Below are 15130 nucleotides of genomic sequence, written 5' to 3' on the forward strand. Positions count from 1 at the left end.
GGTGGATTACCGATGACAATGTCGAAACCGTTGCGTCCTGAGGGGCGATTGAAGACATCGTCAAACCAAGTGTGCCAAAGGAAGAAGTATGGATTACCCATGATATCAATATTGGAGATATCTAAGACTTCTTGTTCTGCCACTTTTTTTCGTTTAGCCTCGACTTCTTCATGTAAAGCTCTCTGTACCCCCTTCTCTAATCTAATGTTCTCGATTTGCCGATTAATAATGTCTTTAATTTCATTTTTTAGGTGCTGCTTTTCTTTGCTATCATGGCAACCATAGTAGGCTTCGAGTTTACGACGCAGCAAAATTTGGTTTGTGCTGCTTTCATCATCGGCAAACTGTAAATATAGCTCAGCCTCTTGTGGATAGACAATATTTGAACTATCTAATATCTTGCTCAAATCATGTCCCTTGTAGCTCTCAAGGAGGGAGTTTCCCTGCATAATCTTGTAGTCGAGGTTGGGTAGAGGATGAGGCATATCCTCATCCACAACAAGAGAGAGCCAAAAGCGTAGGCGAGCTATGTCTACAGCCCCTTGCTCAATATCTACACCATAGATGTTGTTTTTGATGATTTGACTTTTGATTTCAGAGGGAGTAACAGACAACTCCTCCAAAGCTATACGACAATGGTAGAGTTCGCGTAATAATCCCATAGGGAAAGCACCTGACCCAATAGCAGGGTCGCAAATTTTAACTTCCTTAAGTCGTTCTAATACTATAGAGGAAAGATTATAGGTCTCCTGTCCGGCTTCGTATTTCAGAAGGCAATTAGCATCATTGCTACGCACAAAATCAGCAATGGCTTGGCGAGCCTCGCTCTGTTCATCTATATCTGTTTGTAGATAAGCGATGAGTGATTCTCTACACATATACTGCACAATCTCCTTAGGCGTGTAGTATGCTCCTTTCTCTTTATTGTCCTCCAGAAGACTCTCAAAGATACGCCCAAGCATCTCGGGGTCTACTCCGACTTGAGCATCATTAGGATCATTTTCATCAATGGTAAAGTTGTATTGTGAGAAGAAGTCGAGCAATCGTGCGAAATATTCACTGGGAAATTTGACGGTAAGTAAATCATTTTCATCCTGCTCAAATAATCCTCCATTGAGATAAGGGATGCGCACCGTAGTACCAATGTCGGGGAAGTTTACACCTGTGTTAAAAAGGTCACCCTCTACTGTACGGTCTGTATTGAGAGCACCATAGAATAGAGGCTCTAAGACGACTTCTACAAAGTTTTCTTTTTGCTCAGGTGTAGCAAATTCTAAGAGATGTTGCATAAACCCAGTATCACCTTCGCCCCAATTTTTACCATCAGGGACTCCCAGCCACCCCTTGCGTTGCAGATAGTGCAGGAAGACAATACGCCCAAGCAGTTTCTTAATGTAATCTCGGACACGCTTTTCATCTCCTATAAATTGGGCCATCAGTTGGACATGTGGCTCACTTATCAGTTTCTCAATCCACTTCCCTCCTTGCTTCACATAACGCTTTCCCGTAATATATTGTACAAAATCTGCGTAATGCTCTCTATACTTATCAAAGAATTCTTTGTTGAGAGCTTCTACAGAGAAGGCTTCCTTGATTGTGCTGAAACTAACTCCTGCCCCTTGAAGCTTAACAAAGCGACTAACAGCCGTATTATAGCAATTCGCAGCTTCACCAAAAACGAAGGTATATCGTTTGGGAGCAGTACTGTCTCCTTTGAGATCACTGATAAATGACAAACGCCAGTGGTTGCCATCATCGAAAACGACAAGAGCGGCATCAAATTCCCCCCAAGTTGGATTGATAAAGGACTTGACAAGATTGCGAAGCCCTACACGCTTGTTGACAACAGAACCTTTCTTGATTTTGTAATGAAACAAGCCTATACGATAACTATCAGTGGTATCGATGCTTCCCAGGTAATAACCCTCATCAGCTGAATCACCGATGATCCTTTCGGGCTTTTCTTTCAATTCACTTACGTGGAAGAAACCTTGCAGGAACGAATACCATTGTTCCAAGTTGAATGACGATTGAAACAGGATTCTTAGAGCATCGGGGGTATATGCGTTTGCCATAATAATTCTTATTTGAAGTATTCAGATATGATGATTTGTGGATTGGAAAGATCTTGAGCATTGTGGCGTTGTTCCTTGTTCATTGTCTGATACCCCACGATCAACTTGTCGATTTCCATTTGCAGTTTATACTCTTCCTGCTTCATTTTGAGGCGATCATTTTTGTACTCTCGAGACAAAGATTTCAGATAACGAGGTAATTGGGAATAGATCCCCTCATTGATATATCTGATGAGAGTATCGCATTGCAACTTCAATTGGGTATCAGTCGTAATCTGCTTGATGGTACGTAGGAATTTATTGGCTTCAAGCGAAGTCTTATCAAGATCTACACGATTAATAGATGAGGTATCAGCAGCCTCTACATATTCCGTAGTGTACTGATCCAATGCACAATTGACGTGCTTGTAGTGCTCTATCTCGTTGGTGAATGGTATAGGCAATTCTTCCGGTTTTGCCTTGAGATATTTTACAGCATCCAAGAAATCAATCGCCTCTACTCCCTTGGACGTAGCCAAGTAGAACTCCATTTTCACATTCGAAGAAACAAAGATTACGGACTTGCCTCTATGCTTATCTTTTTCACGCATTACACGGCTTTTCATTGGCAATGCTTTGATTTTGTGATAAAGCTTACGATCACTATTATAGACGTCTCTTACCTCCCGAAGAAGAGCGATCTTCTTGTCGATACTATCCTTGACATTGTTGTCGAACATTTTGAACACCTTCACGATTTCCTCTTTGGAGTAGATTTGTGCATCCTCACCAAATGCAGAGTGGAAACCTTGCAGCTTAACAAGTGCATTCTTATACAACTGAATTTCCTTATCTCCCTGCTGCGAGGGGTAGAACATATAGTTGTAAATGCTGGGAGCAACTGATCCGATACGGTTTACACGACCTATACGCTGCATCAAGCGGGTGGCATTCCATGGCGAATCGTAATTGACAATTACATTGGAACGATGCAGGTTTACCCCTTCGGCAAGCACATCTGAGGTTATAATTATATTGTACTTCGTTGATTCGTTCTCAAAATTGGCATCGAAGTTTTCTTTGATGGTTGGCATCAAACGGTTACGGTTAGCTGCTGTTACCATAAGGACGTCAGTACGGCCAATTTCTTTTGTCAGTCTTTCATAGAGATAACTCAAAGTGTCTACGCTCTCGGAGAAAAGCACCAGTTTACCTGATGGATTTATTGCTTTGTCAAAGAATTTATGAGTAAGATTTTCACGGAACTTGTCAAATTTGGGGTCGTCTTGCTCCTGTTCCCAGTCGGAATTGAGGCGTTGCAATATCTCCCTGTCGTGATGGAGCATATTTAGAAATATGGGATCGAAGCAGTCGGCGGTAAAAAGAATATCCTCTCGAACATATCCTTTTGCAACTGCATACTCGATAATCTGGTCAAGCTCCATATTTTTTGCTTGGAGGTCTTTCACTTTCAAATCGGGGGCAATGATAACCTTGTTCTCCTCAAACATCTTAATCATATCGGTAGTGATACGGAGGAGAGTGCGAAGTGATCTTTTGAAAGCATAGAAGCTGCTCTCCAATCGCTTAACCATGTGCACACGATAGATACCTGCTAATGTTTGACCGATGTGCACCGCATTTTTGTATTTGCTACGGTATTCGGGTTTCAAAAACTCAACGGCACGATAACGAGCATAGTCAAGTCCTTTGCCCCCGGGATTGTTTTCAGAACGACCATCTGTGAGTTGTTTGAGAGTCTCGTAGAAACGCCCTCTTGTATCAACATCCATTTCATACTCCAACTCATTTGGGGGTAAGATATTGGGGAATATAATACCCTGCGATTTAATATCCGCCTTATAGTCTGGATCGTTGAGAATATTGTTTCGGGTACGGCGGACAGTAATCTTATCGATTACTTTACCACGAATCTGCTCATATATTTTATCAACCTCGGAAGTGACATCACGCTGAGCACGTTCACGCATCAACTTCTTGTACTCATAGATGAGTGGGGTAAAAAAGCCTTTGAGATTGGGAATACCATCAATAGTACAGCCTTGACTGTTTTGGAACAACAGCAACTGATTCAGCAAATCATCCGGGCGATTGTTCAATGGAGTTGCTGAAAGAAGCATCACTTTCTTCTGTAAACTCTTGAGGAAACCCAGATTGGCACATGGCGACTTACATATCTTCTGCAATTCATCATACTTGCCGGAGCTATCGCTACGGAAGCCATGCGCTTCGTCTACAATAATCAAGTCGAATTCTTCCTTATCCTTATATTGGTCACGTCCTTCAAGGATCTTTGAGAGGCTGCCATTGGTAATGAATTGTGCTTTCTTGTAGATGCCGAACAGCTTCAGTGTATTCTTCCAGTTATCTTCGAGAGCCGGAGGATAGACTACAAGGATATTCGTATTTCTGCCATTTTCCTCCACAAAGCGTTTGGCTATCATTGTGGCTATCATTGTCTTTCCCAAACCCACCACATCGGCAAGGAACAAACCATTATGCTGCATCAGCATTTGATAGCCTTGGATAACAGCATCTTTCTGATACTTCAAATCCTTAACACCATCAGGCAACTGAATAGAAAAATCGTCTTCTATTTGATCACCAAAGGTGTCAATCAGTACCTTGATATATAGTTCATAGGGTGTGGGCTGATAGCCCAAGTATGTTTCCGTTGTATAACCGCCAATGTCTTCTGCTGTCAGCGGAATCGCTTCGCTCCACAAAGCCCAAAATTCATCGGAGCAATATTTGACCTCATCGAAGTCTTTCATTGCCACATTAAGCTCATATTGGGGTGGCTGCTTGATTCCCAATCCGGAGTCGGATATGTTGGAAGATCCCATAATCACCCAACCGTCACTATGCTCACTGTGGTTTTCCGGCAAACATAGATAGAACTTCGCATGCAGGTTCTTCGTAGCATGGATACGCATTTGCAAACGTCCGGAGACGAGGTCTTCACACATCTGCAAAATGCCTTCTTCCACTTCGGGTGAGTACAAAGCATTGACGATATCTTCCTTAAATCCACTGTGGTAAATCTCTTTGGCTTTTTCTTCATCGGCCAACATCAACAAAGCCTTGTTGTGCTTGCGAAAAATATCATCGATATTGATTCCTACCAGAATCTTAATCTCAGAAATATCGCCCAATTCTTTTCGTAGCTTAAAGTATCCCGAAGAACGGAAATAGCCTACTACAGCTAAAAAAGAATGGAGATTTGGCATACCCTCTGCAATACCCTTAAATTTTTCGAAGAGTGTATTACCATGATTGTTATTGAAAAACTTAGTACTCATACTGCCTTTATTTCACTAAATCCCCTGAGTTTGCATCAATCAAATCTGCCACACTGAAAAAAGTAGAGAAGCTTGCGTGCCTACGATTGCAAGCATAAATATAGGCGAGACTAAAATCCATGCTCAACCGTTTGTTGAACTGTACCTGTAGCACCTCGCTTTGCTAAAACTCCTCTTTGATAGAATTGCTGTATATCTTTTCTCTCTTCGGATTTCTGTATAGCGATTTTGCCTACAAAGATATGAAGTTATAGCAAGCGAAATAAACACATATTAGGGGAATTAAGGAATTGACATTCTATATATTAAGCGGAAATCTTGGAAAAATTTATGATAAGCTTTTGAAAGCAGCCACTAAGGACACGCTTTTTCTGCTGTCAAGTGCGACAGATGGGATAAACAGCAGAGATTTCGGGGCATCGGGGTTGGGCTTTTTTGCTACATTTGCAGAGCGATAGGCTACTCGCAGAAGTGTATACAAGAGTATATCGGAGAGGGCTTACACACCAGATATAATCGCTTGAATAACAGTTATATGGCAATAGATATGCATACGGATTTCTCTTTTAGTAACAATCCATTGAGACGATTCATGGGGACTGATACAAGCATCTCTCATCGCAGTATTCGGATGAAGAGCTGATACGCCTATGATGAATAGTGAGGTGTAGCTCTGCTGTAAGTCTCCAAAACATATACGACACCCGCCCGATTCAAGAAGAAATCGGGTGGGTGTCGTCGTTTTATTACCTTACGAAAAGGTTTTAGAAGGCTGCTATTTATATACAAAACGTTTTCGATTTATATATTTATTAAAATCGTTTTATATATAAATGGAAAATGATTTATATACAAATCGGAAACGTTTTGTATATAAATCGTGATTCGATCTTTTGAATAGAGGTTCTTTTCTTCACAAAGTCCGATTTCTCATCTTTCAGAGTTCAAAATCCACTTCCTTTCGGATGCTTATTTGGAATGATTCTAAACTCAGCTTCGTTGTTGAAAACTTTTTTGGCACGTAATTTTAGAGAAGGCATATGATGTGAAGAGAGGGCAATTAAGTTGCTCAAAGAAAGGGTATGCCTTGCATGCTTTTACACCTATATGGAGCGATGCACGCTTTGAGATTTGCGGAGAGCCGTAACGATTTTGGAGAAACTCCGGAGCAGGATAAATGCTTTATCTTTGGGCATGGTTCAGAAAAAACGCAAGAAAACGATCTCCGGCAGATCCGCCTCCCACAAAAAAAGAAGGAGTCGCACGCGCAGAAGAGCTTTCATCCTTTGGGTCACGGCACTGCTGCTCATACCGATTGCCCTTGTCTCGCTGGGAGCTTACCTGCTGCTGTCTCCTGCCGGCAATGCCCGGGAAAATACCTATATATACGTCCGACCGACTACGACACTGACCGATGTAGAGCGACAGCTCCAGCAGAATACCCGACTGCGAAGGCCTTCGTTTTTCCATCTGGCAGCTCGCTATTATAAATTAGGAGAGAAGCTCCGCCCGGGCCGCTACGGGATAGCTCCACAAATGAATACCAAGCAGATATTGGAGACTTTGGCGCACGGGAAACAGTCGGCCGTACGCTTTCACCTCCGCCACGTCCGCACACAGGAGGATCTGATCGGAAGGATGACGGGCAAACTGATGATGAAGCCGGAAGAGCTTTCTTCCCTGTTGGCCGACTCCGCTTTCTGCGATTCGCTGGGATTCGATCCACACTCCATCCGCAGTCTTTTTCTGCCTGAGACATACGAAGTGGATTGGGACATCAGGCCGAAAGAGTTGGTGCTGAGGCTGAAGAGATACTACGATCGCTATTGGACAGCTGAGCGGCGGAGTCTAGCCGACTCATTGGGGCTGACGCCGATCCAAGTATCCGTTATCGCATCCATCGTGGAGGAAGAGTCGGGCAAAGCTGATGAATACCCGCAGATAGCCGGTCTCTATATCCGTCGCTTGCGTGAGGGAATGCTCCTGCAGGCCGATCCGACGGTGAAGTTCGCAATAGGAGATTTTTCCATCCGCAGGATCCTGCATGTCCATTTGCAGACGGACTCTCCGTACAACACTTATAAAAACAAAGGACTGCCACCGGGCCCGATCCGGCTACCGAAGACCTCGACCATGGACAGCGTGCTCCGAGCGGATCGGCACGGCTATCTGTATATGTGTGCCAAGGAGGACTTCTCCGGCCGGCACCGTTTTGCCCACACCTATGCCGAACACCAACGCAATGCGGCTCTCTACCGCAAAGCACTCGATGAAAGGGGGATCAAATGACCGAAGAGACGGAAAAGCTCCTCATGGGCGACAGTTGGGATGAGAGGACGGAGCTGCTCATAGGCACGGAAGCAGCCGACAGGCTGCGTCACTCGCATATACTGATCGTCGGCACCGGCGGAGTAGGTGGCTATGCTGCAGAGATGCTCTGCCGAGCAGGAGTGGGCAAACTTACTTTAGTAGATGCCGATGTAGTGAATCCGTCCAATATCAACAGGCAGATCATAGCCCTGCACAGCACCGTCGGCCGGCCTAAAGTAGAGGTATTGGCCGATCGTCTGCTGGATATCAATCCTCGGGTAAAGGTCTACCCCGTTGCCTCCTTTCTAAAAGATGAGGCCATGGAGGAGCTGCTGGATGCAGCCAAATACGACTTTGTGGTCGATGCCATAGATTCGCTCAGCCCGAAAGTATTCCTCATCGCCCTAAGCAAGCGGCGAGGCCTGCCGGTGATCAGTTCGATGGGAGCAGGAGCCAAACGCGATGCCTCGCTTATCGAGGTGGCGGACATAGCCCGATCGTACAACTGTACGTTGGCGCGTGCCGTCCGCAAGCGGCTCCGCAAGCTGGGAATATCACGTGGCGTGCCGGTTGTATTCAGCAGCGAATTGCCGGACGAAAGTTCTGTGATGGAGATCGAAGGAGAACGCTGCAAACGCTCCACAGCCGGTACCATATCCTATATGCCGGCTATTTTCGGTTGCAGGATAGCCGCTTATGTAATAGAAAAACTGACCGAACAATGATTATAGAAGCTCGCAACATTCGCAAGAGTTTCGGCTCACTGGAAGTACTGAAAGGGGTAGACATTGCCATCGATCGCGGAGAGATAGTCTCCATCGTCGGCACAAGCGGTGCCGGAAAGACTACGCTGCTGCAAATCCTGGGTACGCTCGATCGGGCAGACAGTGGAGAATTGTGCATCGACGGCACCGATATAATGGGTATGAACAATCGGAAGCAAGCCGAATTTCGGAATAGACGGCTGGGATTCATCTTCCAATTTCATCGGTTGCTGCCCGAATTTACAGCTCTGGAAAACGTGATGATACCGGCTCTGATAGCCGGAAAGAGCCGAAAAGAGGCTTCGCAAGAAGCCGAACGACTGCTTTCCGAGCTGAACCTCAGCGGCAGAGCCTCGCACAAGCCTTCGGAACTCTCCGGCGGTGAGAAGCAGCGAGTAGCCGTGGCACGTGCTTTGGTAAACCATCCGGCCATCGTCCTTGCCGATGAACCGAGCGGCAGTCTGGACTCAACGCACAAGGAAGAGCTGCATGCTCTCTTCTTCCGTCTGTGCCGAGAGATGGGACAGACCTTCCTGATAGTCACCCACGATGAGAAATTGGCAGCCGGCACCGACCGCATCCTCCACATGCGCGATGGGCTGCTCTTCTCCGAATAAACCAACCACAAGACAAGCTCCCGACACGTAGATGAAAGATTTCTTCCACTTCGGCAAATCGGAAAGCATTATCAGCGCTCTACTCCTGATGATGGTCATCATCGGGCTATTCATCTTCAAAGCAAGGCCGGCCAGTGGCAGCGCACCCTTATCCGAAGCTGTTCAAACGCAGGCCGATCAGCCGATGGAAAAAGAGGAAAAGAAGGATTACGTCAGATCTTATTCCCCTTCAAAGCGATCCCCCAAGAAAGTCCGGGACAGCATCGTCACCGATGCAGACTACGTGGGGCCTCCTGTCAGAGAAGCCTATGCCCGATCGACCGACAAATTTCCCCGTGGTACAGTGATCGACCTGAATGCAGCCGACTCGGCCACACTCACACGCATACCCGGGATAGGGCCTACATTCGCTCGGCGCATCGTATCATACCGCCGACAGCTTGGTGGCTACTATACCGTGCTACAGCTACAGGAAGTTTACGGTATGGACTATGAACGGTTTTGTGCTCTAAGACCGTGGTTCAAAATAGGAATCAAGCCGGATCGTATCGATCTAAAAGGAGTCGTAGGGGATAGTATCCTTCGGCATCCTTACATCAACTATAAGCAACGGGACGAGATCAAACGGCTGCTGCGCAGCAGCCAATGGCAGGGTAGCTGGGTACAACTGCTGAAGCTACCGACCTTCACAAAAGAAGACAGTATAAGACTTTCACCCTATTTCGATATACACTGAAATAATATGATCATCAAGATTTACCCCGACAACCCCAACAGACGAGAATTGGAGCGTGCCGTATCGGCTCTTCGCGATGGCAAAGTGATTATCTACCCCACCGAAGTAGGATATGCCTACGGATGCGATGCTCTCCAGAATCGGAGCGTGGAGCGGATATGCGAGCTGAAAGGCGTGGATCCTCGGCGCAAAAGCCTCTCGATCATGTGTTCGGATATGAGCATGGCAGCCGAATACTGCCGTATAGACAACGAGGCATTCCGCTATATGAAGGACAATCATATGCAGAAATATACCTTCGTCCTACCGGTGGGAAGTTCGCTGCCCAAGGTATTCAAGAATCGGAAGCAAGTAGGTATCCGCCTGGCTCTTCATCCGCTGACCCGTCTTCTGGCCGAATCGCTCGGCAGTCCTTTGCTGACCGGCTCGCTCCCCCTCGATCCTGAAACGCCCGAATACGCTTCGGATCCCGAGCTGATCGAAGAACGCTATGGCCTTACGGTAGAAATGGTACTCGACGGAGGGATCATCCCGTTCGAGCAGACCACCGTAGTAGACTGTACCACCTCGCCCTACACCATCCTTCGCGAAGGCGGAAGCAAGCTTTAGGGTTATAGAAACAGATCAGTCGCCCGGATAGGGATCGGCAGAAGGGGGAGGCGTATCGACTCCCCATAGTTTGTTGGGGCGCGGTCCCATCTTCAACTCCAGCGTGCCGCCTTGGGCTATGTCGCTGTGCTGGAACCATGCTTTATCCAAAGTTTTCCCGTTGAGCACAGCCTTTTGGATGTACTTGTTTTCTGCTCCGGCACCGTTGGCGATGATCGTAAGGTGGTTGCCGCCACCGAGATCGATCGTTATCTTACTGAAGAAAGGACTACCGATCACATAGACCGGTAAACCCGGCGTGACGGGATAGAACCCCATCATCGAAAAGACAGCGAATGCACTCAGCCCTCCTCCATCTTCGTCTCCGGGGACTCCCATCAGGTCGTTTCGGAACCATTCGTTTACAAGCTCATGGATCAACTTCTGCGTTCGCCATGGCTGACCGGCATAGACATATAAATAAGGTATATGCAGGCTCGGTTCATTGGCCATGGAAAACTGACCTACATTGCCTGTCTGGTCAGGCAGCTTGGAATAAAAGTTGAACTTCCACGTGCTCATCGGAGTGCGGAAAGTCTCGTCCAAGAAGCGAACGAACTGCTCCGGTCCGTCCATCAGGGCAATCAAATCATGAAAATTGTGCTGCACATCCCAGCGATAAGTGTATGCATTGTTCTCATCGTAATAATCACGTGCGCCGGGACCTCCATCAAATTCGTAATCGAAAGGCTGAATGAAGCGTCCTTTCTCATCTTTGGGATGGAAGAATCCCGTCTCCGAATTGTAAAGATGCCGGTAGTCGTAGCTCCTACGCAGAAACTCGCGCGCTTCGTGCTCATGCCCTGAGAACTGCGCCAACCGGCTCAAGCACCAGTAGTCATAAGCGATAGCAAGCGTAACGGCTACAGCCTGCCGCTTTTCCCAAGAGTGTATGGTAGGGTCTGTCTCCTTTTGCCCCTGTGGCAGTGCAGGGTAGTAGCCTTTCTCATCGAAAAAACGATCGAGTGCACCTTTGGGCATACGCTGCCAGGGTGCATACGTCTTCTCGGCCATCACTTTTTTGGCTACCGTATACGCCTCATTCAGATTGAATCCCGTAAGACCTTTGGCATAGGCATCGGCAAGCATGGCTATAGCATGATTGCCATTCATACGATGACTGTCACCCGTGACTTCGGGGAAGGTAGGCAACCATTTCTCGGGGCTCAGCAAGGCCATACGAATGTAGGAATTGACCATGTGGGATTCCATCTCCGGCTCCAAAAGAATACGCAGCGGATGTACAGCCCGATAGGTGTCCCACACCCAATCGTCCGTATAGAAGGGAATGCCCCTGTCCGGATGCACAGCATGATCTTCGGCACTGTAGAAATGACCATCCTCCGAGATATTGATCATCCGTTCGTAGGTACGATAAAGACTGGTGTAGAATACCTGTCGCTGAGGAATCGTACCTCCTTCGATCCGAACTTTTCCCAAAGTTTTATTCCACTCGTTCCGTCCCATTTTAGAGACCACTTCCACATTGTAAGCCTGTATTTCCTGACGAAGATTCTTTTTGGCTTGTGCCACACTGATGTAAGAAATACCATAGCGAAGGAAAAGGTCCGATCCGACCGGATCGTAGTTCAGCACGAGAGTTTTGCCCGTTGCCGCCCCCTTATTCCAGATGTACTCGCCCTTTTCCGAACGGCGGGCGTAGGCCGCAGGCTGCTGCTCCGTCTCCATGTAGAGGAATACCCGCGTACTATCCTGAAGATACCGATAGCCGGATATGACATTGCCTTCGGCAGTCAATTCTCCTTTCTCAGAGTGAACGACGAGGTAATGGCGGCTACTGTCGGCATTAAAGCGCAGGCGATAAATGGCACTGCGAAAAGAAGGAGCAAAATCCACCTCTACATCCTCCTCATCGAGCAAAACAGAATAGCGGTAGGGATGTACCGATTCATTGTCATAGGTATAGCTCGCAACTGTGGGGATGGAATCCGGCAGTTGATTCAACGGACTGAGGCGGAACGCATTTGCTCCACGATGGGAGGTCAGCAGCAAGGGCAGTCCGTCCATCAACTGAGAAGTATAGTCGGCCCGCGCCGGACACATGCGCAACATGCTATTGGGCAAATGTACAGTGGGGAAAGTGGGAACGAGCAGATGGCTGATATTGCCCATATAAGGATTCACATAGTCCACCGGATCCTTGAATATGTCCGTCTGGACATCGTCTTTACATCCGGCAGAGCTTAGTGTAAGAATCAAGAAGCCAAGCAGGCTCATCAGCACAGATCGAGGCGTAAATGCTTTGTTCGTATTCATAGTCCGAAGAGGGGAAATGTATGATTAATTACTGTGATTAACGTGGGTCTGTTGCTCTATAGAGAAGGAATAAGGTCTGTCGCTTTCTTTCGTACCGCGGCTATAATCGGGCTTTGCATCCATCGTCCACTGAATGGATGCAGAAGAGCGAAGCTGTTCGTGAGTCAGGTAATTGCGGGTCCATTCTTTTCCATCTACGCTGATCGACCGAACGTAAGGTGTATCGGCACTGTTGGCGGGAGCATGCAACACCGTTTTGTGTCCGTCGGGAAAAGAGAGTATTACCTTGGAGAAAATCGGAGAGCCGAGCACATACTGATCCGTTGCTGGAGTGACAGGATAGAATCCAAGAGCCGAGAAAACGTACCAAGCCGAAGTCTGTCCGTTGTCCTCATCGCCACAATACCCGTCCGGAGTAGGACGATAGAGCCGCCCTATCACTTCGCGTAGTCTCTCCTGCGCTTTCCACGGATAGCCGGCATGATTGTACAGATATATCATATGCTGTATGGGCTGATTGCCATGAGCATAATTGCCCATATCCGTTATCTGCATCTCTCTGATTTCGTGGATGACAAATCCGTAATAGCTCTCATCGAACATAGGAGGGGTATTGAATACGGAATCGAGCATAGACACGAACAGGCGATCGCCTCCCATCAGGTCGATAAGCCCCTGCACATCATGAAAGACCGACCAAGTGTAGTGCCAGGCATTGCCCTCCGTGAATACATCTCCCCATTTGAAAGGGGAAAAAGGCGTTCGGAAACTGCCATCCCGATTCCTGCCACGCATGAGTTTGGTCTCCGGATCGAACAGATGACGATAGTTCATCGAACGATGAGCCAATGTGTCCAACGTAGCTCTATCCAAACCCAATGTGCGCCCAAGTCGGAAGATGCACCAATCGTTATAAGCATATTCGAGCGTACGGGCAGCACTTTCGTTGATGCCTGCATCAGCCGGAACATAGCCTAAGGAGTTGTACCACTCCCAACCTCTACGACCCGTGGAGGAGATTTTCGGATGGACGGCTTTCGTAGCGTGCAAGAGTCCGTTCATCAGCGTACGGGTATCTCCTACCCGAACGCCCTTGAGGTAGGCATCGGCGAGGACAGAAGCAGAGTTGTTGCCTATCATACAATCCCGATGGCCCGGACTGGCCCATTCGGGGAAGAAACCGCTCTCGCGATATGCATTCAGCAGACCTTCCTGAATTTTAATGTTTTCATCGGGATACAGTAGATTGAGCAGGGGGAAAAGGGCACGAAAAGTGTCCCAAAATCCGGTATCGGTATAAAGATAACCGGAAAGCACCTCTCCATTGTAGGGGCTGTAATGCCGAGGATTGCCGGAAGCATCCTCCTCATAGAAGCGACGGGGAAAAAGCAGACAGCGATAGAGGGCGGAATAGAATGTAGTACGCTCGTCCTCCGTTCCTCCCTCTACGTGTATGCGTCCGAGTACCTTATTCCAAGCTTCGCGACCGGCGAGTTTGATCCGGTCGAAACTCCGCCCTTTGACTTCTGCAAGATTTCTTTCGGCCTGCTCGGCACTGATAAAAGAAGATGCCACCCGAACGGTAACCTCTTGCGAATCGAAGCAGCAGGCTGCCCACGCCCTTGCACCCTCGCCTGTCTTGCCGGCATCTGTCTGAAGCAGGACATCGACCATAGGAGTATCGGACTGCAAGATGAAATAACAGGCGAAGTTAGCCGGCACACCTCCACTATTCTTGCGAGATATGCCCACTACGGTGTACGGATCTACGACGCTAATCTCCGAACCATCGCTAAAGGCATCGAGACGGAGCCATCGACCGGAGCTGCTCGCGGCATTGCCGGAATAACGTATGCGAAAGATAGCTGCCCGCTCGGTCGGAGCCATCTCCACACGTGTGTCGTAATCGGCCAAATAGACACTATAATAGTATGGTGTCGCCGTCTCCGCTTTGTGCGAGAACCACGAAGCCTGTTCGTCCGAAAAGAGTTGCTTGCACCACTTAGTCAGAGCCACGGAGTCACTTGAAGACGGCCTCGACGGTGCTGTAAGAGGAAGGAGAGAGAACTGGCCGTAGTCGTTGATCCACGGACTGGGTTGGTGAGTCTGTTTGAATCCGCGAATCTTGTGTGCCGAATAGGTATATTGCCAGCCGTCACCGGGTATACCGGTCATCGGAGTCCAGCTATTCATCCCCCACGGCATACCGATGACCGGATAGGTATTGCCCGCGCTCAATTCGAAAGAGCTTAACGTACCGATCAGCGGATCGACATAATCCACATAGTTCTGCGCAGACAAAGGCCTGCCGACAAATAAGCAGAGGATGGCTGCTATTCGAACGATATATGAGGACTTAGGGCAATCCATTGGCGGAGAGAAACTATAAAAGGAAAGAAAC

General features: G+C 47.7%; 9 protein-coding genes. 5 read left to right on the forward strand and 4 right to left on the reverse strand.

Annotated elements, in window-relative coordinates:
* On the reverse strand, positions 1 to 2075 hold a 2075-nt coding region (locus HQ49_RS11925; RefSeq protein ID WP_039417990.1), incomplete at its 3' end, for an Eco57I restriction-modification methylase domain-containing protein.
* 8 nt (positions 2076 to 2083) lie between these two features.
* Positions 2084 to 5377 (reverse strand): helicase-related protein, encoded by a 3294-nt coding sequence (locus HQ49_RS01265; RefSeq protein ID WP_039417991.1) that lies wholly within the window; start codon positions 5375 to 5377, stop codon positions 2084 to 2086.
* A gap of 1194 nt (positions 5378 to 6571) precedes the next feature.
* Between HQ49_RS01265 and mltG the strand changes: the two genes are divergently transcribed.
* Genes mltG through HQ49_RS01290 form a run of 5 tightly spaced genes read left to right on the forward strand, consistent with a single transcriptional unit; the run spans position 6572 to position 10413 of the window.
* A complete protein-coding gene (mltG, locus tag HQ49_RS01270; protein WP_039417992.1) occupies positions 6572 to 7666 on the forward strand; it encodes an endolytic transglycosylase MltG in 1095 nt (364 codons plus the stop codon).
* The gene (locus HQ49_RS01275) at positions 7663 to 8412 is read left to right on the forward strand and encodes a tRNA threonylcarbamoyladenosine dehydratase (RefSeq protein ID WP_039417994.1); all 750 of its coding nucleotides are present in this window, start codon (positions 7663 to 7665) and stop codon (positions 8410 to 8412) included. Before mltG ends, HQ49_RS01275 begins: the two co-directional genes overlap by 4 nt.
* Positions 8409 to 9068, forward strand: coding sequence for an ABC transporter ATP-binding protein (locus HQ49_RS01280; protein ID WP_080745519.1), 660 nt, complete (start codon positions 8409 to 8411; stop codon positions 9066 to 9068). Before HQ49_RS01275 ends, HQ49_RS01280 begins: the two co-directional genes overlap by 4 nt.
* A 31-nt stretch (positions 9069 to 9099) precedes the next feature.
* Entirely contained in the window at positions 9100 to 9804 is a 705-nt protein-coding gene (locus HQ49_RS01285) for a ComEA family DNA-binding protein (protein WP_039417996.1), read from the forward strand.
* A gap of 6 nt (positions 9805 to 9810) precedes the next feature.
* The gene (locus tag HQ49_RS01290) at positions 9811 to 10413 is read left to right on the forward strand and encodes an L-threonylcarbamoyladenylate synthase (RefSeq protein WP_018965999.1); all 603 of its coding nucleotides are present in this window, start codon (positions 9811 to 9813) and stop codon (positions 10411 to 10413) included.
* 15 nt (positions 10414 to 10428) lie between these two features.
* Here the strand turns inward: HQ49_RS01290 and HQ49_RS01295 are convergent, their stop codons facing one another.
* Both HQ49_RS01295 and HQ49_RS01300 read right to left on the reverse strand, forming a co-directional pair.
* Positions 10429 to 12729, reverse strand: a complete 2301-nt coding sequence (locus tag HQ49_RS01295) for a GH92 family glycosyl hydrolase (RefSeq protein WP_039417997.1) — start codon at positions 12727 to 12729, stop codon at positions 10429 to 10431.
* 24 nt (positions 12730 to 12753) lie between these two features.
* The gene (locus HQ49_RS01300; protein ID WP_039417999.1) at positions 12754 to 15099 is read right to left on the reverse strand and encodes a GH92 family glycosyl hydrolase; all 2346 of its coding nucleotides are present in this window, start codon (positions 15097 to 15099) and stop codon (positions 12754 to 12756) included.
* Between the last annotated feature and the right edge of the window lie 31 nt (positions 15100 to 15130).

Origin of the sequence: Porphyromonas gulae (assembly GCF_000765945.1) — a bacterium.
GTDB lineage: Bacteria > Bacteroidota > Bacteroidia > Bacteroidales > Porphyromonadaceae > Porphyromonas > Porphyromonas gulae.